The sequence below is a fragment of the Mesorhizobium sp. C395A genome (assembly GCF_030323205.1).
Lineage (GTDB): Bacteria > Pseudomonadota > Alphaproteobacteria > Rhizobiales > Rhizobiaceae > Mesorhizobium.
Map to the genome: position 1 here is coordinate 1,048,402 of NZ_CP100473.1, position 21,358 is coordinate 1,069,759.

The 21,358-nt window shown below is 61.8% G+C and carries 24 protein-coding genes; 8 read left to right on the top strand and 16 right to left on the bottom strand.

Annotated features, from left to right (window positions below):
* Positions 1–25 precede the first annotated feature (25 nt).
* The 7 genes from NLY37_RS05145 to NLY37_RS05175 form a co-directional block, all read right to left on the bottom strand.
* Positions 26–424 carry an MFS transporter gene (locus NLY37_RS05145; RefSeq protein ID WP_023742973.1) on the bottom strand — a complete coding sequence of 133 codons (399 nt, stop codon included), beginning with the start codon at positions 422–424 and terminating at the stop codon, positions 26–28.
* A 2-nt stretch (positions 425–426) separates the two neighbouring features.
* Complete coding sequence (locus NLY37_RS05150; protein ID WP_023742972.1) at positions 427–1,176, bottom strand: MFS transporter; 750 nt, start codon at positions 1,174–1,176, stop codon at positions 427–429.
* 76 nt (positions 1,177–1,252) lie between these two features.
* Positions 1,253–1,669 (bottom strand): lipocalin-like domain-containing protein, encoded by a 417-nt coding sequence (locus NLY37_RS05155; protein ID WP_023742971.1) that lies wholly within the window; start codon positions 1,667–1,669, stop codon positions 1,253–1,255.
* 54 nt (positions 1,670–1,723) lie between these two features.
* Positions 1,724–2,740: a zinc-dependent alcohol dehydrogenase family protein gene (locus NLY37_RS05160; protein WP_023742970.1), complete on the bottom strand. Its 1,017-nt coding sequence runs from the start codon at positions 2,738–2,740 to the stop codon at positions 1,724–1,726.
* Positions 2,741–2,764: 24 nt separating this feature from the next.
* The gene (locus tag NLY37_RS05165; protein WP_023742969.1) at positions 2,765–3,160 is read right to left on the bottom strand and encodes a (R)-mandelonitrile lyase; all 396 of its coding nucleotides are present in this window, start codon (positions 3,158–3,160) and stop codon (positions 2,765–2,767) included.
* Positions 3,161–3,179: 19 nt separating this feature from the next.
* Positions 3,180–3,650, bottom strand: coding sequence for a cyclophilin-like fold protein (locus NLY37_RS05170; protein ID WP_023742968.1), 471 nt, complete (start codon positions 3,648–3,650; stop codon positions 3,180–3,182).
* Positions 3,647–4,837: an MFS transporter gene (locus NLY37_RS05175; protein WP_031246507.1), complete on the bottom strand. Its 1,191-nt coding sequence runs from the start codon at positions 4,835–4,837 to the stop codon at positions 3,647–3,649. The genes NLY37_RS05170 and NLY37_RS05175 overlap by 4 nt, the downstream gene beginning before the upstream one ends.
* Before the next feature lie 148 nt (positions 4,838–4,985).
* Between NLY37_RS05175 and NLY37_RS05180 the strand changes: the two genes are divergently transcribed.
* The 3 genes from NLY37_RS05180 (at position 4,986) to NLY37_RS05190 (ending at position 7,050) form a co-directional block, all read left to right on the top strand.
* Entirely contained in the window at positions 4,986–5,879 is an 894-nt protein-coding gene (locus tag NLY37_RS05180) for a LysR family transcriptional regulator (protein ID WP_023742966.1), read from the top strand.
* Positions 5,880–5,892: 13 nt separating this feature from the next.
* On the top strand, positions 5,893–6,288 hold the full coding sequence (locus NLY37_RS05185) for a hypothetical protein (RefSeq protein WP_286441714.1): 396 nt from the start codon (positions 5,893–5,895) through the stop codon (positions 6,286–6,288).
* A 234-nt stretch (positions 6,289–6,522) separates the two neighbouring features.
* Positions 6,523–7,050, top strand: a complete 528-nt coding sequence (locus tag NLY37_RS05190) for a hypothetical protein (protein ID WP_156933974.1) — start codon at positions 6,523–6,525, stop codon at positions 7,048–7,050.
* A 185-nt stretch (positions 7,051–7,235) separates the two neighbouring features.
* On the opposite strand, the gene NLY37_RS05195 is transcribed toward NLY37_RS05190, so the two are convergent.
* The 6 genes from NLY37_RS05195 to NLY37_RS05220 all read right to left on the bottom strand — a co-directional run bounded on the left by NLY37_RS05195 (position 7,236) and on the right by NLY37_RS05220 (position 11,445).
* On the bottom strand, positions 7,236–7,868 hold the full coding sequence (locus NLY37_RS05195; protein ID WP_023742963.1) for a hypothetical protein: 633 nt from the start codon (positions 7,866–7,868) through the stop codon (positions 7,236–7,238).
* Positions 7,869–7,917: 49 nt separating this feature from the next.
* Complete coding sequence (locus tag NLY37_RS05200; protein ID WP_023742962.1) at positions 7,918–8,139, bottom strand: DCL family protein; 222 nt, start codon at positions 8,137–8,139, stop codon at positions 7,918–7,920.
* A gap of 78 nt (positions 8,140–8,217) precedes the next feature.
* Positions 8,218–10,164: an AAA family ATPase gene (locus NLY37_RS05205; protein WP_023742961.1), complete on the bottom strand. Its 1,947-nt coding sequence runs from the start codon at positions 10,162–10,164 to the stop codon at positions 8,218–8,220.
* Positions 10,151–10,672: an ABC-three component system middle component 5 gene (locus tag NLY37_RS05210; protein ID WP_023742960.1), complete on the bottom strand. Its 522-nt coding sequence runs from the start codon at positions 10,670–10,672 to the stop codon at positions 10,151–10,153. The genes NLY37_RS05205 and NLY37_RS05210 overlap by 14 nt, the downstream gene beginning before the upstream one ends.
* Entirely contained in the window at positions 10,669–11,250 is a 582-nt protein-coding gene (locus NLY37_RS05215; protein WP_023742959.1) for an ABC-three component system protein, read from the bottom strand. The genes NLY37_RS05210 and NLY37_RS05215 overlap by 4 nt, the downstream gene beginning before the upstream one ends.
* A 24-nt stretch (positions 11,251–11,274) precedes the next feature.
* Positions 11,275–11,445 (bottom strand): hypothetical protein, encoded by a 171-nt coding sequence (locus NLY37_RS05220; RefSeq protein ID WP_198020714.1) that lies wholly within the window; start codon positions 11,443–11,445, stop codon positions 11,275–11,277.
* Between the two features lie 461 nt (positions 11,446–11,906).
* Between NLY37_RS05220 and NLY37_RS05225 the strand changes: the two genes are divergently transcribed.
* From NLY37_RS05225 to NLY37_RS05245, 5 genes are all read left to right on the top strand, one after another.
* A complete protein-coding gene (locus NLY37_RS05225) occupies positions 11,907–12,962 on the top strand; it encodes a LacI family DNA-binding transcriptional regulator (RefSeq protein ID WP_023742956.1) in 1,056 nt (351 codons plus the stop codon).
* A gap of 67 nt (positions 12,963–13,029) precedes the next feature.
* Positions 13,030–14,268, top strand: a complete 1,239-nt coding sequence (locus NLY37_RS05230; RefSeq protein ID WP_023715223.1) for an ABC transporter substrate-binding protein — start codon at positions 13,030–13,032, stop codon at positions 14,266–14,268.
* 330 nt (positions 14,269–14,598) lie between these two features.
* Entirely contained in the window at positions 14,599–15,519 is a 921-nt protein-coding gene (locus tag NLY37_RS05235; protein ID WP_023705752.1) for a carbohydrate ABC transporter permease, read from the top strand.
* On the top strand, positions 15,519–16,376 hold the full coding sequence (locus NLY37_RS05240) for a carbohydrate ABC transporter permease (RefSeq protein ID WP_023705753.1): 858 nt from the start codon (positions 15,519–15,521) through the stop codon (positions 16,374–16,376). The genes NLY37_RS05235 and NLY37_RS05240 overlap by 1 nt, the downstream gene beginning before the upstream one ends.
* A 37-nt stretch (positions 16,377–16,413) precedes the next feature.
* The gene (locus tag NLY37_RS05245) at positions 16,414–18,381 is read left to right on the top strand and encodes a glycoside hydrolase family 127 protein (RefSeq protein WP_031246506.1); all 1,968 of its coding nucleotides are present in this window, start codon (positions 16,414–16,416) and stop codon (positions 18,379–18,381) included.
* A gap of 1 nt (position 18,382) precedes the next feature.
* Here the strand turns inward: NLY37_RS05245 and NLY37_RS05250 are convergent, their stop codons facing one another.
* The 3 genes from NLY37_RS05250 to efp all read right to left on the bottom strand — a co-directional run bounded on the left by NLY37_RS05250 (position 18,383) and on the right by efp (position 21,311).
* On the bottom strand, positions 18,383–19,183 hold the full coding sequence (locus NLY37_RS05250; RefSeq protein ID WP_023671569.1) for an endonuclease/exonuclease/phosphatase family protein: 801 nt from the start codon (positions 19,181–19,183) through the stop codon (positions 18,383–18,385).
* 26 nt (positions 19,184–19,209) lie between these two features.
* Complete coding sequence (locus tag NLY37_RS05255; RefSeq protein ID WP_023742953.1) at positions 19,210–20,670, bottom strand: phospholipase D-like domain-containing protein; 1,461 nt, start codon at positions 20,668–20,670, stop codon at positions 19,210–19,212.
* A 71-nt stretch (positions 20,671–20,741) separates the two neighbouring features.
* Positions 20,742–21,311, bottom strand: coding sequence for an elongation factor P (efp, locus tag NLY37_RS05260; RefSeq protein WP_023682947.1), 570 nt, complete (start codon positions 21,309–21,311; stop codon positions 20,742–20,744).
* Positions 21,312–21,358 lie beyond the last annotated feature (47 nt).

Genomic DNA, 21,358 nt, shown 5'->3' on the forward strand with positions numbered 1-21,358 from the left:
CATGCAGACGGCGCCGGCGAGCTGTCTACAATGGAGCGTTACGGCGACCCAGCAGCAGAGCGATGCCCAACGCCGGAAGCGTTGCCGCCGCAACGGCGAAGAAGACGAATTGCAGCCCGGTCGACGCGGCGACCAGGCCGAGCGCCGGACTGCCGAAGCCGAGCGCCACGTCGAGGAAGACGGTATAGAGTCCCATTGCCAGGCCGCGGCTGCGCGACGGAAGACGGCTTACGGCCTCGGCGCCGAGGCCGGGATAGACCAGCGAGTAGCCGAGGCCAGTCAGACCAGCTCCAATCGCGGCGACAACAGGCCCGGTCGCAAGCCAGATCAGCATCAGCCCTGCCGCCTCGACCGCGACGAAGATCACAGCGACGCGTGCGCCCCCAAGCCTGTCGGGCAGGTGGCCGAAGCACAGCCTTGCCACGATCAGCGACGCGGCATAGGCCGTGAAGGGAAGCCATACCGGCTGCCAGCCCGCTCGGCGAAGAGCAGGGCGGCGAAGCCCAGAATAGCACCATAGCCGAGGCTGCTGAAAGCAGCTCCGACGCCAGGAAGCCAGACCGCTTTCGCCACGCTCCTCCACGACTGCGGCGCGCTACTCGCGACAGCGCTGGTGCCGCGCATCGGCAGGATGGCAAGCAGCGTCGCCAGCGGCAGGATGATCGTCGCGAGTGCGATCGCGGTGAAACCGCTCGCTGCATAAAGCGCAGATCCGGCCGGCGCTCCCAGCGCGAGCGCCGCAAACATCGCCGTGCCCACCCAGGCTATGACTTTTCCGGAGTTCTGTCCGCCCGCAACGGAGAGGCCCCAGGCGACGCCGCCGGTGATGATGAAGCTCTCGGACGCGCCCAGTACCGCCCGTCCGGCGAACAGCGCGGATGCGGACGCTACCGGCCGGTCGAGCAATGCCAGCGAGCCGAGGTAAAATAGCCCGGCAAGGGCAGCGGCAATGAGGCCGATGACGACAGCGCGCTTGCCGCCGCGTCCATCGGCATAGTTTCCAGCCCCGATGCGCGACAGCATCGAGGCGACGAACTGGCTGCCCGTCACCAGTCCCACTGCGAAGGGGCCGAAGCCAAGCTGCTGGTGAAGATGCAGCGGCAGGACGGGTAGCGCCAGGCCGATCAGCAGGAAGCCGGCGAAGACAGCCGCCATGATCGGCACCAGTTCCGCCATGACGCCATTTCGGTCTGAAATCCGCGCCATTCTGGCCATCGGTAATCCAACTGTTCGGATCAGTAGCGTTCGTAGGTCACGCGCCAGCCTTCGGCCGGGTTGTCCGGCGTAGGACGAGTTTGTTGTCCGAGACCTCGAATTTGCGTTTCATGCTCTTCCCGACAAGGTTGCGGACCAGGGAGGACTCGATGGTGATGACGAAGGTCTTGTCCTGGTCGTTGATGGCGACCGGCCCGTAATAGGCTTCGTAGCCATTCGCCGTGTAAGGCGTGTCCGGCGCCTTGGGGTCGGGGTTCTGCGCCTGCACCGAGAGGGTGCCGGCCTCGGTGAAGATGACCTGGCCGGAATAGGGCACGGGCTTCAGGTTTCCCTCTGCCCCGGCCTCGAGCGAAATCATGCGCCATGCGCCGATGATCGCGGACTCTTGCGAGAAAGCCGGCGTGGCGACCGAAAGCGCAAGCGCAAGGGCGGCAATCTTCAATCCCATCGTCATATGTTGTTCCTTTTCTGAGTTTTGGTGCGCACAGGCCGTCCGCCCGATTGCTGCTCATACCGAAAGCATGACCTTGATGGCGCGACGCTCGTCCATGGCGCGGTAGCCTTCAGCGACCTCGGCCAACGGCAGCTTGAGGTCGAAGACCTTGCCGGGCTTGATCCGACCTTGCAGCACACGGTCCATCAGGTCGGGCAGGAAACGGCGCACCGGCGCCGGGCCGCCCAGCATGCGTTTCTGGCCGAAGAATAGTTTTTGGCCGTCGAAGTTCACGCCATGCGGCACGCCGACATAGCCGATGGTGCCGCCGGGGCGGGAGCAGGCCAGCGCCTGGTCGAAGGATTCTCCCGTGCCGACGCATTCCAGCACGGAGTCCGCGCCGACGCCCTTGGTGAGTTCCTTGATGAGGGCCACGCCTTCCTCGCCGCGCTCGGCGACGATGTCGGTGGCGCCGAACTCGCGGGCGAGCTTTTGGCGGCTGGCGTGCCGGCTCATGGCGATGATGCGCTCGGCGCCCATCTCCTTGGCCGCAAGCACGCCCATCAGGCCGACCGCGCCGTCGCCGACCACCACCACCGTCGATCCTTCGCGGACCTCGGCTGCGTCGGCCGCGTACCAGCCGGTGCCGAGCACATCGGACACAGCCAGCAGGTCAGGGATGAGTTCGGCCGGCGGCACCTCGGCGGTGGCGACCAGTGTGCCATCGGCCAACGGCACGCGGGCGTAAGGCGCCTGCGCGCCCGACATGAACTCGCGCTGCACGCAAGACGACTGGAAGCCGAAGCGGCAATGCGGGCAGGTATTGTCCGAGAGGCAGAATGACCCGACGACGAACTGGCCGGGGCGGACCGTGCGCACCTCTGCGCCGACCTCGACGACGATGCCGCAATATTCGTGGCCCATATGCATCGGCCCGGCGACCGGCTGCAGCCCGCGATAGGGCCACAGGTCCGAGCCGCAGATGCAGCTTGCCGACAGCTTGATGATGGCGTCCGTCGGCCGCATGATTTTCGGATCGGCGATTTCCTCGCAGCGGATGTCGCCCGGTTTGTGAAGAACGGTTGCAAGCATGTTGGTTCCTTTCGAGGGGAGAGATCAGGCGCCGTAGTCGGCGTCGCCGACATGTTCCAGCCAGTCCACGACCTTGCCATCCTTGACCTCCTGGAGGGCGATGTGGGTCATGGCGGTCCGAGGCGACGCGCCGTGCCAGTGCTTTTCGCCGGGCGCGAACCAGACGACGTCGCCCGGACGGATTTCCTCGACCGGGCCACCCTCGCGCTGAACTCGGCCGAGGCCGGAGACGACGATCAGCGTCTGGCCGAGCGGATGCGTGTGCCAGGCGGTGCGGGCGCCGGGCTCGAAGGTCACCTGTGCGCCTTGAACCCGCTCGGCGTCGAAGGGATTGAAGAGCGGATCGATCCGCACCGTTCCGGTGAACCAGTCAGGTGGTCCCTTGCCGGAAGGCCTGGTGCCGGCGCGAAGAATGTCCATGGTGATCTCCTTTGCGTCCTCAAATGCGCTCGATGCGAAGCGGGAATTTGCCGCGAATGTGCAGGGCCCGCTCGCCCTCGTCGAAGCGGCCAAGCCTGATCAGCCCGGGATGGCGGTAGTCGGCGTAGAACATGGCCAGGTTGCCCCAAGGCATGAAATAGCACAGGTCGTAGGGTTGCTCGTCGGCGAACGGACCGCTTCCCTCCTCGGTCAGCTTGCGCGGCAGATAGGCGATCTTCTCGTTGTGGGCGTAGTCCTCGGTCTCGACGTCGAGCGGCAGCATGGAGAAGAAGTCGCGCGCCGACGGATTGTCGTAGAGCGTGGCGGCCATGGTGCGGCCGTTGAAAACCATCCTGATCTTCATGTCGGTGGGCTCCTGGCTGACGGGAGATTGGTCTTCCTGGCTGGCGGCTGTGCGAGGCAGGGCCGCCACCGCGAGCGCGACGCCGAGCAATGTCCGGCGGCTGAGCGGCGCATGTTCGTTCGTCACGGCAAAGACCTCCGGGCCATATGCGCTGCGGCAAGGGCGGCGAGCGCCGATCCGCAGAGCAGCACCGCGCCCAGGGTGAACGGTCCCCACCAGCCGACCGTATCGAACAGCGTGCCGCCGATCGCGGCGCCGCCGGTGATGGCGAGCTGGATGACGGCTACCTGCAACCCGCCGCCGGCCTCTGCGTCGTTCGGCAACGTTCGGCTGAGCCACGTGCCCCAACCGACCGGCGCGGCCATGCCGAAAAAGCCCCAGGCAACCAGCAGCAGCGCTGTGGGACCCGGGAGTGCACCGAGGGCGATGAGCGCGGCGGCCAGCGCAGCCATGACCAGCGGGATGACGATGAGGATGCTGAACAGACGCGCGCGCAAAAGCCGGCCGACGCACCATGTGCCGAGCACCCCGGCCAGCCCCATCGCCAGCAGGACCGCCGAGAGGGCGGCGATATCGAGCCGGGTGACGTTCTCGAGGAAGGGCCGCAGATAGGTGAAGAGCGCGAACTGACCCATGAACAGCATCATGATCGACGCCATGCCGGTGGCGACGCGAAGACGGCCGAGCAGCGCCAGCGGGTTGCCGGCACGTTTCCTCCGGCGCGGCGGCAGCGCCGGCAGGCTTGTCCACTGCCAGGCCAGCGCCAGGAGACCAAACGGCACGACGAGGAAGAAAGCGCCGCGCCAGCCGAGATAGGCGCCAAGGAAACTGCCCAGCGGCGCCGCGATGGTGGCCGCAATGGCATTGCCGGCGTTCAGCATGGCGAGACCCTTCGGAACCATGTCTTGCGGCACGAGGCGCATGACGATCGCGGTCGACATCGACCAGAACCCGCCGATCGCGATGCCGAGCAGCGCCCGGCCGACCATGAGCAACGCGTAGTTCGGGGCGAAGGTGACAGCCAGACCGGACACGATGAGGAGGAGGGTGAAGCCGGTCACGACCAGTCGGCGGTCGATGTGGCGCGTGAGGCCGGCGACCAGCAGGCTGGTCACGACGGCGAAAGCGCCCGAAATCGAGATCGCCTGTCCCGCGCGGCCCTCGGTGATGCCGAGATCGGCCGCTAGGGGCGACAGCAGGCTGACCGGCATGAATTCCGATGCGATGAGCACGAAAACACACAGCGCCATCGACAACACCGCGCCCCATGCGGCGCGGTTTTCAACAAGCCTTGTGTCGTATGTGGTTTCCATGATTGGCATCCTGGCAAAGCGACCGGACGGATCAGCCGCCAATCCCCATCGCTGCCAGAAGATATTGCAGGGGAACCCATTTAAGTAGACTAAGCAATCCGCATGGACTTATCTGCTCATGATATGAATGTCCGACGGGAGGTGCCCTATGCAGCGCGATGGCATGAAGGATCTGCTCTGGTTCGTGGCGGTCGCCCGGGAGCGCAGTTTCACCAGGGCGGCGGCAAAGCTCGGAACCTCGCAGTCGACCCTGAGTTCGACAATCAAGGAGCTTGAGGCTCGTCTTGGCGTCCGCCTGCTGACGCGTACGACGCGGAGCGTCTCTCCGACCGAGGCCGGCGAGCGACTTTTCCAATCTCTCGTTCCGCGCTTCGAGGAAATCGAATCCGACCTCGCAAGCCTGGTGGCCTTTCGCGACAAGCCCTCCGGAACGGTCCGCATCACCCTGTCCGACCATGCGCTCCAGACGACCGTCTGGCCGAAGCTCCAGCCCTTGCTCAACGACAACCCCGACGTGCGCGTCGAGCTCTACAGCGACAACGGCATGAAGAACATTGTGGAGGAGCGCTTCGACGCAGGCGTGCGGCTTGGCGAGAGCATCGACAGGGATATGATCGCAGTGCGCATCGGGCCCGATTGGAGGCTCGTGGCCGTGGCTTCGCCGGACTACTTTTCCCGCCATCCGGTTCCGACCGTTCCCCAGGATCTGGTCGATCATGACTGCATCAATATGCGGCAGGCGACGTTCGGCGGATTGTATGCCTGGGAATTCGCCAGGGATGGCCGCGACCTCCGTGTGCGGGTGGAAGGCCAACTCACCTTCAATTCGTCCATTCCCATGATCGAGGCTGCGACAAGCGGCTTCGGGATCGCCTACGTCCCGGAAAACCTCGTCAGCCACCACATCGTCGAGGGACGCCTCAGGCTCGTGCTTGACGACTGGAGCCCGCCTTTTGCCGGCTATCACCTCTACTATCCGAGCAGACGACAGCTCTCCCCTGCGATGGCGGTGATCATCGACGCGCTCCGCCATCGCATCTGACCGCAGGGACTGTTTGGATCATGAAGCTGACCTTGATAGATGGCAGGTCTACCTGGGCATCGCCCGGCTGTTCATGCCGCCGCTGGAGGAGGCACTGCGCCGCCGCTGCGATTTTGTTGGTGGAAGCCTTCCAAAAAAGGAAGAACCCGGAATCCCGACTGGGAAGCTTATGCCACCCGATCTTTTCGCCGGTTTTTCCGAACTGTTGAATTTTGTTTCTGGAGTGTGTCTGGGACGGGCTTGGCCGGCTGCTCGTTGGACATTGCGAGGGAGGGAATGCTGCAGCGCGCCTCACTTGCTCTTTGGCATCGATATACCGCGTGCTCGATTTGATAAAGATACCAAGGATAACCTCAAGCAGGAGATTCAGAAGGCGGTTGAGGCGAGGGCGGCAAGCGGAAGCGGGTAGCCGGTTCGACCGGCCGCCTATGACCCCAGACCAGACTCGCACAGGTGAAGGAGTACAGAACTGTTTGCGCTTCATCTTAGCCAAACGCGGTTGCTTGCGCCGACCTAAAAAGCGGCCGTTGACGCTGGCTGATCCCTAATAATGATGTAGTAGTGATGAGTCGACTTTCTTGGAGGAGTCATGGCGGGCCACCGCAGCATCAGGACACTAGCCGGGGACGGTAGGACGCGTGAAGTGAAGCACTGGTCCGAGTGGCTGAAACGTGTGCCCGCGATTAGGCGCAAGTTTTGCCGTTGGTCTAGTGATTTCGATCCATTCTACTGGAATGAGGCAGCCAGCGTGGCCGTTCTCGCAAACGCTGCATCTCAGGCTGGTTACTTGGCACATACCGAGTATGTCGCACTGAAGCGGGATTCAACGCGCGGCAGGCCATTCCGGCAGGGGCGGTGCGACTTGTGGGTCGCCGACGTCCAAGACGGGATTTCGTGGGCATTTGAGGTCAAGCAGCACTTCGCCGCCTCCAAGATACGGCAGGCGACGTTTGATTCAAGACTAGAACGGGCACGTAGAGATGCAAGTCACGTCGATCGCGAGGAAGCTGATCAACGTGTAGGCTGCCTTATTATGGTGCCGGGCGAACATACCTCTGAGTCGGAAGAGCTTGTCACTCATTTCGACAGCCTTTGTAAAAACGCGGATGTGGCGTTTCGCTTAAATGGGGGACTGCGCTCTATTTGGCTGGCGTTTGCGCTCGTTACTTAAAGAATAGACATTGTGGTCAGTGGCAACCAGGTAGGCCACGAGCGGACTGTCGGAAAACGGCACTCCAATGCTGCTTGACCGCAACGCGCCTCATGTCGGTCGTTTGGTAAATGTTGGACTTTATCTCAAAGCAGTCATCGCCTAGGCGTACCAATTAGGCCTTCGAAAAGTCGGCCGTATCCCCATTAAGCGGCCAGATCGTTAAACTTCCTCATGAAGGCGCCCTGGAGCGATGCGTCGACCGTCAACGCCAAGCCGTAATCGTTGATATAGCCTTCGATAGTGGCCTGAAAGCTATCACGATAGACGATTTTCTTCTTACAATCGACGGGAACAGCGCCCGTAACCCAAATAATCCAGCCGTCCTTCGTTCTCGCCTCGTGCAGGAGCGCACAGCGAACATTGATGTAAAAATCTTCTGCGTCCCCTTCCGAAAATAGCTGGTCGAAAGGTGAGGTCTGGAACAGGAAATCGACAAAAAGTTTGCGGCTGTTTTGATATTCGTGCGGAGATTGAGCGTTCTTGTGCCTATATTTTTTCCCAGCACGCGTCGCCGCAAGAAACTCGATCAGCGCACACTGAACCGAAACGATGGTGAAGCCTTCGCCTTCCCATCTGCCGTTATCTCGCAGCATCCCTATAGGCCCAAGGTAGCGGCTCTGCAGTCTGGCGAGAAGATAGGTGTTGAAGGCTTCAGCCCAAACATTAGCATCGCCGCCAGGCACGAGAACCTTGGCAAATTTGGTCCAATCATTTTTCGTCTTGCCGGGAGCGATAATTTCGGACCGAGCGCTTGCAGCGGCAGCTATTTGGCTCAAGGCTGAACTCCTGACTGGCCGCTCAAGCGCACATGCACCGTCATGGCCGCTACACGCAGCTCTTGTAAGAGAACCGCTCCTCGGAGCCGTCTGTCCGCAATACCCAAAAACACTTAGTTCCATAGTCGGCCGACCGCACATCAAAGCTGCGTATGCCCGACCCTATCTTGGTTCTGGCCTCAGGGTGACGTTTAAGCGCTTCCGCGAGAAACGCCACGTCAGCCGCGCTTACAGCATCCCCCGGACGATAGCGATTGAGCATGATCTTCATGAATGCAAGCGCATCTGTCTTCCTCTCAAATTGGTACCCTGCAATCTCTAGGGGTTGTGCATTCGCCACCGACGTCTCCTAGGCTTGCTTAGAGCCATCGACCTTGCGCGGAAGAAAACCCAGGGTTCCTTCCTCTCGCGTAGAATGTCTCCCGACAAACAGCTCTGGCCTTATGTCAGGCCAGGGCATTGCGGTGGCAAGGATTATCTGGTGCTCGACGGGCGCCTGGTCAGAAATCTCGATAACCTGCTTCTGGAAGTTATGGCTTCGTGCCTGCTCAATCCCCTTGTCCTCGGTGATATCGATCATAAGGAACCGAGGGTGGCGAAACTGCCGATCATACAGGGCCGCCTTGAGGAAGCCGACTAGAAACGCGGCCTTCAGCACAACGCGGGAGCTGGCAGAGAAATAGGTATGCTCGTCTACCGTGATCGTGTTTTTCGCGAAGGAGAATAGAACATGCTCCGGGTTCTCGAAGGAATCCTGTCGTTTGAGATCGCCACGAAGGATTTCGATGATGTTCTTTTCAATACTGGCCTTTGCGGTCCGAAGTCGATCGGTTTGGCTAAGCTGGAGGCCACTGATGCGAGTTCCTAGCGCCTGAATGTCCTGATCCAGCTGCGACTTTCTGGCTGATAGATCGCCGATCTTGTTGGCAAGTTTCACTTGCGCTTCTATGTCCTCGATCGATTTGTCAATGTAGCCAAGCCTTCGCTGCATCTCACGGATTTCCTCGCGAGCTTTCGATGTTGGCACCGAACTGAGATCGGCGAGCTCCTTCGCCTTAAGCCGCCAAGCTGCTTGCAGCGCGTTTAGTTGAACCTGATGGGTTTTGAGACGCTCGGCTCTGATGTCCTGCAGCCGCTCGGACTGTTTTACTTGTATCGAAAGCTCGTTTATTATTCCGACGACCCGGTCTCGCCCACGTTCAGTGTCGAGCGGCGTCTTGCACAGATGGCACGCTTCAACGTCATGGTCATGATCAATGATCTCAGCATAACACGCCGGGCACGTTCCAAAGTGAACAGTGCCGACGACTTCGGCGGCAAGGTCAGCGTCGCGCAAAGCCTCAAGGCGTGCGTTTAGGGTTTTTATAAAAGCAGATGAATCCGAGAGCTCGAATTCCACGGAATCCACGTCGGCCTGCATCTGGCCGATGTCTACTTGCAGCTTCTGTACCTGCTTGTAGACGTCCCTTTGAGCATGAAGTGTAATCTTGTCGGACGACTGACTGGAATAGAACCCTTCCTCGGCTAGCAGGAGCTGGGCTGAGACAGCATCCCGCTCTTCGACCAACCCTTTGCGGCGTTGCTCGATCCAGTCGAGCGTCATGCTTTCGTCGCCACCACCAACGACCCTGAATATGCTTTTTAATTCAGCGGAGACGTCTGTAAATTCGCGCTCCTTCGTTCGTTTCAGCTGTTGCAGTTCGTAGATTTCGGTGTCGAACGCACCGCATAGCAGGTTGCCTACAGCCTCACGCAGGTTCTCGGGATCGTAACCCTCAAACCGGAAAAGGCTCTCGGTCGGCGACAGCTGATCGGCGTACAGAAGGCGGAGAATCTGATGAATAGTAATGCTGGACGTGCCTTCCACGGCGACGTCCGGCATGTCGAGGAGGCGATAGATTGCCTGAGAGAAACTCTCTTGGTTCTTTGAGCGAGCGTAGGAGTATCGATGCCACGCCTCGATTGGAGCCGAAACAGCTTGCTCATAGCGCCCGCCGAAGATTTCCATCGCAGATTGTGATGAGGCATCGATCTGACGGCGAAGGACGGCCGGATTTCCATTGAACTCCACCTCCAGCCACACATGCTCACACAACAGCGCATGCTCGCTCCAAGCCGAGCGATCGAGATCGCCCCCTAGCCCAAAGAAAACAAAGTTCATGATCGTCGATTTGCCTGAGGAGTTGTCTCCGCGGATAACGTTGACACCGGTATGAAACGCCTCGTCGTAGAGGATAAAGGCTCCGCGCTTCACGATAAGGCGCTTAACGATGAGACAGGGATCATACCGAGTCATATCGGTACTCCAAAAGCCCTGTTCTATCCTTCAGTCCGTCACGGCCTCCGAGCGGGTAACGCGCCTTAATCTGGCACAGGATATCTACGACATCTTTCATGCGGGTGTTCAATTCTGAACAGCGCAGCTTCACCGTTACCGGGAGCGCATCGGTAGCGAATTTAACCTCGTTCGAGTCCCATGCGTCGGAAGCGAGGTAGCCACTGTGGACGAGGCTGGCCGCCGCCGCCCTTTGGAAAGGTTCCATTCGGGCAAAAATGGTGCTGTCGTCCGGCATCGCGCCGTATGGAGCCTGATCTTCATAGGATCGGCTTATCTTTCTCCAGCCCGTATCGCTCGAGAAAAGCTTCATCGCTTGAAGCCGAAATGGGAAGAGAAGATAAAAGTCCAATATGCGCAAAGTGTCGAACGGCAATTTGGCGCCGATATCGCAGGCGAGATGAAGTCTCAGGAATCTGAAGGCCGCATGGTAAGGGTCAAAGGCCTCGTTGTAGGTGAGCTGCGTCATGCCGCCGCCGCGCCTTGATGCCACTTGATGAAACACTGTTCCGCCAGCCAGTACACCATTCCCTGAACGAGGTTATGGTTCACGGACATCAGCTCGCCGCCGCATTCTTCAACAATTGGATTCACAATGCGGTCGATCACAAGAGCATTTATTTCTTCCAGATTCCTATTCGGAATTTGACTGTAGATCACCTGATTAAACTCGTTCTCGGCCCTGGCGAGGATGTGAACGAAAATTTGCTGAGCCGATGAATATAGAGACCACCTCTCCAGCAGCTTCGCGAACATTTCTTTCTTCTCGATTGCCTCATCATAATAATCAAAGCGCCCGCTCGCTTTGAGCTTGGCTTCGAGTCCGTCAATCCCATCGGCGGCACGACGGGTATGGTATCGCGCCAACTCGTCCATAGTCGTCTGGGTCTGTTCGCTGCAGTCGTACTGTTCCTTCAACTTGAGAAGCAGTTTTTCGACCAAGCCCTTTTTTGGTTCAAAGTTATAGTAGTCGCGACCCGCAATGTTGCCGCCTGCTTGGGCGCCTTGCTGGTTGGAAATCGTACCGTCTTGGTCCGCGATGTTCATGGATGATATCGTGCCGCCAGCAAGCTAGCGCTTGTCTCGGCCCACAATGTCTCCACCGGCACGCGCACCCGACTGGTCGGTCGCCGTACCATGGCGGTCAGCGCGCACGTTCTTGGTGAAATGGAAGGTCAGCAGAGAGCCGCCAATCGCACCTGCAAGCAAACCCCCAAGAAAATTCCAAATATCAAAAGCCATTCGATTCCCCCCGATATCCGATCCCCAACAACGTTTGCCCGCCTTTTTGCCTAGTTGCAAACAGTTTTAGGATTGTGCACCACATTGCCTTAGTAGTCGCGAGAGGGCACAGGACCTTTCACGTGCGCAGAATGAACCGGGGTTAGGGCTCAACGTCATCCCATTGTTGGACGGCTATAGCGTCCATGCTGCCGCGAACCTGCCAGCCACTTTCGGCCCAAGGGCGACATCAGAATATCTAATCGTCAAATGACCGCTTCTGGCGCAAAGGTTCATGACGAACAAACGCGTCGATCGCGTCGCCACCGCCATCCCCCTCTTGCCATCCCGGAATTCTCATCCTAGTCTCCCTTGAGAAAACGTTTTCCCAAACCCCGCAGCATCCGTCGATCCCCCGCATCGACACGCCGCGGCCCAGTAAGAGAAAACCTTTTCCCAAACCGAGGACCAACACCCTAACCATGGCCTCCGACACGCCACCACCCGCCAAGACCCCCGTCACCCTGCGTGAAGTCGCGGCGATGGCTGGTGTCAGTGTGGCCACGGCCTCGAAGGCGCTGAACGGGCAGGGGCGGATGACGGCCGAGACGCGGCAGCGCATTCGCGAGACGGCGCAGCGGCTCGGCTTTCGCCCCAACAGCCTGGCGCAGAGCCTGCTGCGGCGGCGCTCCTTCACCGTCGGCCTGTTGACCAATGATACCTATGGCCGCTTTTCGCTGCCGGTCATGTCGGGCATTTCGGATGCGTTGGTCGACGCCGGTGTCTCGGTGTTCATGTGCAATGTCGAGGACGACCCGCGGCTGGCGCAGCTGCATGTCGAGGCGATGCTGGACAAGCGCATCGACGGCATCATCGCCAGCGGCAAGCGCATCGACCGCCATTTGCCGGTCGACCTCGCCAATCTCGGCGTGCCGGTGATCTACGCCTTCAGCCAGCCCGATCCCGGCGCCATCGCCTTCGTCTCCGACGATGCCGGCGGCGCGCGGCTGGCGGTCGAGCATCTTTGCCGCCTCGGGCGGCGGCGCATCGCCCATGTCAGCGGTCCCGAAAGTTTTGCCGTGGTGAATGAGCGGGCGCAGGCTTTTCGCGATGTGCTGGCCGCGCACGGCCTGCCTGTGAGCGAGCCCTTGCTCGGTTCGTGGTCGGAAGCCTGGGGGCATGAAGCCGTCGGAAAGCTGTTCGACGGCCCAACGCTCTTCAACAACAAGGGAGAGAAACCCGATGCCGTGTTCTGCGGCAACGACCAGATCGCGCGCGGCGTCATCGATGCGCTGCGCGAGCGCGGCTTAGGCGTGCCTGATGATGTCGGCGTCATCGGCTTCGACAATTGGGAGATCGTGGCCGAGGCGACCCGCCCGTCGCTGACCTCGGTCGACATGAACCTGGCAGCGCTCGGCCGCGAGGCCGGCCTCACACTGCTTTCGCTCGTCGGCGGCCAACCCGCCGCGCCGGGCATTCGAAAACTGCCGTGCCGGCTGGTGGTGCGTCAGTCATGCGGCCGTCCGCCGGACGGCTAGGAGAACGCGCGGCGCGATCCAAGAGCGCCGCAACAGGGAGGAGAACAGAACCATGAGGAGGAAAACCATGAAGACCATGATTACCGGGTTCGCGCTCGCCGCGAGCATCATTGCCTTGCCTGCAATGGCCGCCGACACCGCCAACATCTGGGTTCGCGCCGACGGCTCGAACTTCATGCCGCGCATCGTCGATGCTTTCAACAAGGGCCATGAGAACCAGGTCAAGCTGGACATCATTCCCAATGCCGAGATCATCCCGAAATATGGCGCCGCCGCCGCCGGCGGCACGGCGCCAGACGCGCTGTCGCTCGACCTGATCTACACGCCGTCCTTTGCCGCCGCCGGCCAGCTCGAAGACATCACCGACTGGGCGAAATCGCTGCCTTATTTCGCCAGCCTCTCGCCGGCGCATGTCAAGACCGGCACCTACAAGGACCACATTTACGGGCTGCCGTTCTCGGCCGACGCCTCGGTGCTGATCTGGAACAAGAAACTGTTCAAGCAGGCGGGTCTCGATCCCGACAAGGGGCCGGCCAACTGGGCCGAGATCGAGGCCGATGCCGAAAAGGTCAACGCGCTTGGCGGCGACATCAAGGGCTTCTACTTCTCCGGCAATTGCGGCGGCTGCAACATCTTCACCTTCACGCCGCTGATCTGGGCCTCGGGCGGCGACATCCTCTCAGAGGACGGCTCGAAGGCGACTCTGGACAGCCCGCAGCTGCGCGGCGCCATCGACCTCTACCGCTCGATGGTCAAGAAGGATCTGGTGCCGGCCGGCGCGCAGACCGACACCGGCGCCAATTTCTTTGCCGCCTTCGCCACCGGCAATATCGGCATTTCGCCGTCCGGCGCCTTCGCCATCGGCGCACTCAACACGCAGTATCCGGATATCGACTATGGCGTCACCTTCCTGCCGGGCAAGGACAGCGGCTGGTCTTCGTTTGCCGGCGGCGACAATTTCGTCGTCACCAAGGGCACCAAGAAGCTCGCCGTGGTGAAGGAGTTTCTCGACTTCGCCTATTCGCTCGAAGGCCAGACCATCCTGGCCAAATACGGCAGCCTGCCGGTGCGCGGCGACATCGCCAAGGAGGCGCTGAAAGATCTCGATCCGCGCTACCAGATCGCCGCCGAAGCCATGGCCAAGGGCCGCACGCCCTATTCCGTGGTGTTCAACGACCTGATCAACTCGGCCAACGGTCCGTGGACGCAAATGATCAACGAGGTCGTCTTCGGCGACGACGTCGATGGCGCCATCGCCAATGCACAAGAGACCATGCAGTCGATCATCGACCAGGCGCAGAAATAAGGACTGGCCGGCGGCGAGGGCGGTGCAACGCCCCTGCCGTCGCGGGTCCTGATCCGGCCGCCCGGTCCGTCTCCCTGGACGGGCGGCCGGCGCTCCTTACCCTCCCCCTTGTGGGGAGGGTCGCTGCGAAGCAGCGGGGTGGGGGAGGTGTGTCCCACCGCCCTACGAGATCCAACGGAAGAGCAGCATGACCCCTGGCATTCTCAATCATCGCACCGACGCCCTACCTCTCCCTTGTGGGGAGGTCGGACCGCAGGTTCGGGTGGGGGGCCGGCGCCGCACCCCCACCCCGCTGCTGCGCAGCGACCCTCCCCACAAGGGGGAGGGTAAATGACCGCAATCACCACCACCCCGCCACGCGCCAGAAAACTGGTCGGTGCCGGCCGCCGGCAGTGGATCGGCCTGCTCTATGTCGCGCCGGCCGTGGCGCTGGTCGTCGTATTCTTCATCATCCCGCTCGGCATGACGGCCTGGATGTCGCTGCACAACTGGCCGCTGATGGGCGAGCATTTTTACATCGGTTTCGACAATTACCGGGCGATCCTGCGCGACAACCGTTTTTGGAACGCGCTGAGCTTCACCGCCTACTACACCGTGATCGTCACCATCGTGATCTTCGCCGTCGCCTTTCCGCTGGCGCTGTTCATCGAAAAGCCCAGGCGGCTGACCGGCTTTTACCGGACATCCTTCTTCATGCCGGCGGTCGTCGGCTTCGCCTCGGCCAGCCTGCTGTGGTCGTGGCTGCTCAATGTCGATTCCGGCCTGTTCAGCCCTGCCGCCTACGATTTCGGCCTGACGGCGAAAAAGTTCAACCTGCTGGCGACCTTCCAGCCGGCCTTCTGGTCGATCATCGCCATGGTCGTCTGGAAGGTGGCGGGCTTCACCATGATCATCCTGATGACCGGCCTGCAGTCGATCCCGACCGATCTGCAGGAAGCCGCGATGATCGACGGGGCAGGGCCGTTCGCGCGCTTTCGCGCCATCACCCTGCCGCTGATGCGCCGCACGCTGGCGCTGGCGCTGATCCTGTCGATCGCCGGCTCGATCCTGGCCTTCGACCAGTTCTACATCATCCTGCGCGGCGGCCCGCGCAACCAGACGCTGACCGCCGTCTACTGGATTTTCAACCAGTCCTTCGTCTCGTTCAAGCTCGGCTATGGCGCGGCGCTGTCGATGATCCTGCTGGCCATACTGGTGGCGCTCAGCCTGGTTCAGCTCTGGCTGCTGCGCAAGCCGGAGGGCATCGACTGATGGCGCAGGCAAGAAGCCGCAGCAGCCGCCTCTGGCTCAGGATCGCCGAGCATTCGACCGGCATGATCGCCTCAGTGCTGTTCATCGCGCCGATCGTCTGGGCCGTGCTGTCGACCTTCAAGCCGGCGCAGGAGGCGCGCCAGCCGCCGCTGCCGCCATGGCCGACGACAGGCTTCTCGGTCGAGAACTACCGCACGCTCGACACCTTTGGCGACGGCCTCTGGCTGCCGGCGCAAAACAGCCTCTATGTCGCCTCGATGACGGTGATCCTGTCGGTGATCGTCAGCGTGCTCGCCGGCTACGGCTTTTCGCGCTTCCGCTTTCCGATGAAGGATGTGCTCTTCATCGTCATCCTGTCGACGATCATGATCCCGTTCCAGTCGATCCTGACGCCGATCTTCCTGGTGCTGACCAAGGTCGGCCTGCACAACACGCTGACCGGGCTGGTCCTGGTCTACGTCACGCTGCAACTGCCGTTCTCGATCTTCATGATGCGCAACGCCTTCGACGCGGTGCCGCGCGAGATCGAGGAGGCCGCGCGCATGGATGGCGCCAACAACGTCACCATGCTGCTGAAGGTGATGCTGCCTTTGGTCTGGCCGGGCATCGTCACCATCGCGCTGTTCGCCTTCCTCGGCGCCTGGAACGAATTCCTGGCCGCACTCGTGCTGATGACCGACCAGTCCAAATTCACGCTGCCGATCATGATGACGGCGCTTCAGTCGGGCCGCTTCGGCGCCATCGACTGGGGCGCCGTGCAGGCGGGCGTCACCGTGATGATGGTGCCGTGCCTGGTGCTCTTCCTGCTGCTGCAGCGCTTCTACATCCGCGGCCTGATGGCCGGCGCGGTGAAATGACCCGCCGTGAATGACCAAAATCCAACGGAGTGACACGATGACAGCCAAACCATCCGCCAAGCCCGGCAAACTCGCCTTCCGCCCACTGCCGGTGCCGCAGGTCGATGTGCGCGGCTTCTGGGGCGACCGTGTCGATGCCGTGGCGTCGCGCACCGCCGACATCCTCTACGAGCGCTGTGTCGAGGCGCGCATGCTGGAGCAGATCGACCCGGACCGGCCCTCGCCGGGCGTCGTCATTCCGTTCCATTCGCCGTCGCCCGACGAGGCGGCCAGCCCCGGCTTCACCGGCTCGACGGTGACCACGCAGATGTTCTGGGACTCCGATTGGGGCAAGACCATCGAGACCGCGGCCTATTCGCTCTACCGGCGCAAGAACGCGGCACTCGAGAAGAAGATCGATGCCGTCATCGACCTCTACGGCAGACTGCAGCAGGAAGACGGTTATCTCTCCAGCTGGTACCAGCGCATCCAGCCCGGCAAGCGCTGGACCAATCTGCGCGATTGCCACGAGCTCTACTGCGCCGGCCATCTGATCGAAGGCGCGGTCGCCTACTACCAGGCCACCGGCAAGCGCAAGCTGCTGGATATCATGTGCCGCTATGTCGACCATATCGCCGACACCTTCGGTCCGGAGCCGGGCAAGAAGAAGGGCTATTGCGGCCATGAGGAGATCGAGCTGGCGCTGGTCAAGCTGGCGCGGGCGACCGGCGAGCAGAAATATATGGACCTGGCCAGGTATTTCATCGACCAGCGCGGGCAACAGCCGCATTATTTCGACGAGGAGGCGCGTGCGCGCGGCGCCGATCCGAAGGCCTATCATTTCAAGACCTATGAGTACAACCAGTCGCACAAGCCGGTGCGCGAGCAGGACAAGGTCGTCGGCCATGCGGTCAGGGCGATGTACCTCTATTCCGGCATGGCCGACATCGCCACCGAATATGGCGACGCTACGCTCAGGGTAGCGCTCGACCGGCTGTGGAACGATCTCACCACCAAGAACCTCTATATCACCGGCGGCCTCGGGCCGTCGGCGCACAATGAGGGCTTTACCAGCGACTACGACCTGCCCAACGAAACCGCCTATGCCGAGACCTGTGCCTCGGTCGGCCTGGTGTTCTGGGCCAGCCGCATGCTCGGCATGGGTCCCAACGCCCGCTACGCCGACATGATGGAGCGGGCGCTCTACAACGGCTCGATCTCCGGCCTGTCGCTCGACGGCTCGCTGTTCTTCTACGAGAACCCGTTGGAGAGCCGGGGCAGGCACAATCGCTGGAAATGGCATCGCTGCCCCTGTTGCCCGCCCAATATCGGCCGCATGGTCGCCTCCATCGGCAGCTATTTCTACTCCCTGTCGGACGACGCGCTGGCCGTTCATCTCTACGGCGACAGCACCGCGCGCTTCGACATATCGAACCGGGCGGTCAGTCTGATTCAGACCAGCAATTATCCTTGGGATGGCGCGGTCTCGATCCGGATCGAAGCCGAAGCTCCGGTGGAATTCACCTTGCACCTGCGCGTCCCGTCCTGGTGCGGCAAGGCGGCGCTCAAGATCAACGGCGCCGCGGTCGATCTGGACGGCATCACCAGCGACGGCTATGCCGCGATCCGGCGCGAGTGGCGCCAGGGCGACCGGGTCGAACTCGATCTCGAAATGTCGATCGCCCGTCTGTTCGCCAATCCGGAAGTGCGTCAGGACATCGGCCGCGTCGCACTTGCGCGCGGTCCGCTGATCTATTGCGTCGAGGAGACCGACAATGCCGGCCAGTTGCATCGGATCGCTCTGCCGCGAACGGCAAAAATCGAGGCGCATGCCGAGCCGAACCTGCTCGGCGGCATCGTCACGCTTTCGGCACTTGCCAGCAAGGAAGCCCAGGAAAACTGGGAAACCGGGCTCTATCGCACCGATCCGCCGGCGGTGAGCGAGACGAAAATCACCGCCGTCCCGTACTTTGCCTGGGACAACCGTGAACCCGGCGAGATGCTGGTCTGGCTGCGGGACGGATGAGTTAGAGGCTGACAAACGCAGTCAGCGGCAAATGATCCGACGCAACCCGCGACAGCGGCGTATCATGGGCTTCCACCGACGAGACCATGCCGTGCCGGTTGGCCATGATCCGGTCGAGCGCCAGCACCGGCAGGCCTGAGGGAAAAGTCGGCACCGCCGCCGGCGTGAAACCAAAGGTGGCGTGCAGCGTCTTGAGCGCCGAGCGGTTGCCCAGCCGCCATTCGTTGAGGTCGCCGAGCAGCAAGGTCGGCCTTTCATCCTGGTTGCTCATGATGTCGAGCACGACGCGGGCCTGCTCCGAACGCGAGCGGCGCAACAGGCCGAGATGCGCGGCGATGACGCGCAGAGTGCGCGTTTCGTCGAGGTCGATCTCGGCTACCAGCGCGCCGCGGGGCTCCAGTCCCGGAAGCTTGATCTGATGGACGTCGCGCACGGTGCCGCGCTTGAACAAAAGCACGTTGCCGCGCCAGCCATGGCCCTTGCCGCTTCCGGAAACCGGCACCGGCACAAGCCCGGTTTCATGTTCGATCCGGGCAAGGTCGAGCAGCCCGGCGCGGTCACCGAAGCGATTGTCGGCTTCCTGCAGCGCGATGACGTCGGGGCCGATCTCGCGGATGACGCGGGCGGTCCGTTCGGGATCGAACCTGCGGTCGGTGCCGATGCATTTGTGGACGTTGTAGGAGGCGACCACCATCTGGGCGCCTTCAATGTGCTTGCGCGGCGTCGCGTTCGCCTTGCGCGCTTTCCTGCCGCGGATCGACAGGAGCACTGTTTCAGGAAGGCTGCGTCCGTTTATGTCCATAGGCCTGCGTTCAATCTGTCCTGATTCTAAAGATAGGGCGATCCCAGCCATAACAACCGGTCAAAAACCCGGATGACAAATGGCCGCGCTGTTAGGGTTGCGAGTGTGACGGGTTTGGCGGAAGCGATTGCCGCTCCGATGCGCCCCTCGATCTCGGCGGCAAAGCCGGTATCCAGCACCTCCAGGTCGATTTCGAAATTCAGCCGCAGCGACCGGGCGTCGAGGTTGGAGGAGCCGACATAGGCCCAGACGCCATCGACCGACAACAGCTTCGAATGGTCGAACGACCCCTCATGCCGCCAGACGCGGCAATAGTGCTTCAGCACCTGGTCGTACTGCGCCGTCATGGCGCGGCCGACCAGGAAGAGATTGTTGACCGCGGGCACGACTATGTCGATCTCGACGCCGCGCCGGGCCGCCGTGACCAGCGCGCTGACAAATTCCCGGTCCGGCAGGAAATAGGGCGACATGATGCGGATCGATTTGCGGGCGACGGAAAATGCCCCCATCAGCAATTTGTGGTTGGTTTCGATGCTGGCGTCCGGCCCCGACGCCACGGCCCGCACCAGGATCGGCTGACCGGGTGGCGGCGAGGGCTTTTCTACGTGCCAGACCTCGTCCTTGAGGGCCTCGTTGCCGGCAAAACGCCAGTCTTCGGCGGCAACCGCGAACAGGTCGGCCACGACGGGCCCCGTGACCTGGAAATGCGTATCCGCCGAACTGGCGCTGCCGGCGAATTCGGCCGAGAATCCCTTGCGGATGTTCATGCCTCCCGTGAACGCCACCACACCGTCGACGATCAGGATTTTCCTGTGCGTCCTCAAATTCGCATAGGGAAGTCTCAGGCCCATGACGATGTTGCCGTTGAAGAGATCGACGGTGACGCCGGCTTCCCGGAGTGTCCCAAGGATGCTGGGCACGGAATAGCGCACGCCGACCGCATCGATCAGCACGCGAACCGTCACACCGCGCCGGACCGCGCCGGCCAGCGATTCGACAAAACGTCGTCCGATCTCGTCATTGTCGAAGATGTAGGTCTCGAGCAGAATGCTGCGCTGTGCGCTGTCTATCGCCCGGCACATTGCTGCGTAAGCTTCGTCGCCGGTCCTGAGGATCGTGATCGTGTTTGCCGACGTCAGTGCGCGCCGCGCCACCCTGTCGCCTAGCGTCTTCAGGCCGGCAAAGCGCTGGCCGAATTCGGCTGAGATGAGTGTTTCGAGCGCAATGTCGTGGTCGTGTTTGGCTGTCTCGGCTTCACCGGCGACGGGCCGCATGGCGCTGATCGTGGCGCGGCGGATGCGGTTGATGCCGGCAATGGCATAGATGATCGCGCCAAGGAATGGCGACAAGATCATCACGCCGACCCAGCCGGTGGCGGCGCGCACGTCTTCCTTGGTCATGATTGCGTGGACGATGCCGATGGCGGCCATCAGCATCGGAATGATCACAAGGATCAGAGGCCAGTAGGTCACAAAGGTCTGCCACATCGGCAGGACTATCGAGCCAGCGGCCGCAGAAGGCAATGCAACGGATCAACCAGGACGGAGGCGCTCGCGCCTCAGTCCTTCGCCCGCTCCACATAAGCGCCATCGGCCGTCATCACCACCACGCGGGTACCCGGCGCGATGTGCGGCGGCACCAGCGTGCGCACGCCGTTGGAAAGCACGGCCGGCTTGTAGGACGAGGACGCCGTCTGGCCTTTCGTCGTCGGCTCCGTCTCGACCACTTCGAAAGTAGCGCGCTGCGGCAGCACCAGGGCTATGGCGATGCCGTTGAACTGCGAGATCTGCACCGCCATGCCTTCGAGCAGGTAGGGCGCCATGTCGCCGACCACGCTTTCCGGCACCGCGACCTGGTCGTAGCTTTCCGGGTTCATGAAGTGATACCCCTCGGCGTCGGCGTAGAGGAAGGTGTGCTCGCGCTCCTCGACATAGGCGCGCTCGACCTGTTCGGTGGTGCGGTAACGCTCCGAAACCTTCACCCCGTCGGAGATGCGGCGCATGTCGAGCTGCGTCACCGGCGTGCCCTTGCCAGGGTGGATGTTTTCGGCAAAGAGGATGACGTAAAGCTTGCCGTCCTTGTCGACGACATTGCCCTTACGGAGCGAACTGGCGATGACCTTCACCACGGTTTTCAATCCTAGACTTCGTTGGCCTGAAACGATCGTTCGGCGCA

Bases quoted from the DNA above. Each gene is read 5' to 3' on its own strand.
- NLY37_RS05240 (WP_023705753.1), top strand. From the start codon at position 15,519: ATGGCGCAGGCAAGAAGCCGCAGCAGCCGCCTCTGGCTCAGGATCGCC.
- NLY37_RS05255 (WP_023742953.1), bottom strand. From the start codon at position 20,670: ATGTGGCAGACCTTTGTGACCTACTGGCCTCTGATCCTTGTGATCATT.
- NLY37_RS05235 (WP_023705752.1), top strand. From the start codon at position 14,599: ATGACCGCAATCACCACCACCCCGCCACGCGCCAGAAAACTGGTCGGT.
- NLY37_RS05200 (WP_023742962.1), bottom strand. From the start codon at position 8,139: ATGAAGATCATGCTCAATCGCTATCGTCCGGGGGATGCTGTAAGCGCG.
- NLY37_RS05175 (WP_031246507.1), bottom strand. From the start codon at position 4,837: ATGGAAACCACATACGACACAAGGCTTGTTGAAAACCGCGCCGCATGG.
- NLY37_RS05210 (WP_023742960.1), bottom strand. From the start codon at position 10,672: ATGACGCAGCTCACCTACAACGAGGCCTTTGACCCTTACCATGCGGCC.
- NLY37_RS05150 (WP_023742972.1), bottom strand. From the start codon at position 1,176: ATGGCGGAACTGGTGCCGATCATGGCGGCTGTCTTCGCCGGCTTCCTG.
- NLY37_RS05205 (WP_023742961.1), bottom strand. From the start codon at position 10,164: ATGACTCGGTATGATCCCTGTCTCATCGTTAAGCGCCTTATCGTGAAG.
- NLY37_RS05250 (WP_023671569.1), bottom strand. From the start codon at position 19,183: ATGGACATAAACGGACGCAGCCTTCCTGAAACAGTGCTCCTGTCGATC.
- NLY37_RS05155 (WP_023742971.1), bottom strand. From the start codon at position 1,669: ATGACGATGGGATTGAAGATTGCCGCCCTTGCGCTTGCGCTTTCGGTC.
- NLY37_RS05225 (WP_023742956.1), top strand. From the start codon at position 11,907: ATGGCCTCCGACACGCCACCACCCGCCAAGACCCCCGTCACCCTGCGT.
- NLY37_RS05215 (WP_023742959.1), bottom strand. From the start codon at position 11,250: ATGAACATCGCGGACCAAGACGGTACGATTTCCAACCAGCAAGGCGCC.
- NLY37_RS05165 (WP_023742969.1), bottom strand. From the start codon at position 3,160: ATGGACATTCTTCGCGCCGGCACCAGGCCTTCCGGCAAGGGACCACCT.
- NLY37_RS05220 (WP_198020714.1), bottom strand. From the start codon at position 11,445: ATGGCTTTTGATATTTGGAATTTTCTTGGGGGTTTGCTTGCAGGTGCG.
- NLY37_RS05230 (WP_023715223.1), top strand. From the start codon at position 13,030: ATGAAGACCATGATTACCGGGTTCGCGCTCGCCGCGAGCATCATTGCC.
- NLY37_RS05160 (WP_023742970.1), bottom strand. From the start codon at position 2,740: ATGCTTGCAACCGTTCTTCACAAACCGGGCGACATCCGCTGCGAGGAA.
- NLY37_RS05180 (WP_023742966.1), top strand. From the start codon at position 4,986: ATGCAGCGCGATGGCATGAAGGATCTGCTCTGGTTCGTGGCGGTCGCC.
- NLY37_RS05245 (WP_031246506.1), top strand. From the start codon at position 16,414: ATGACAGCCAAACCATCCGCCAAGCCCGGCAAACTCGCCTTCCGCCCA.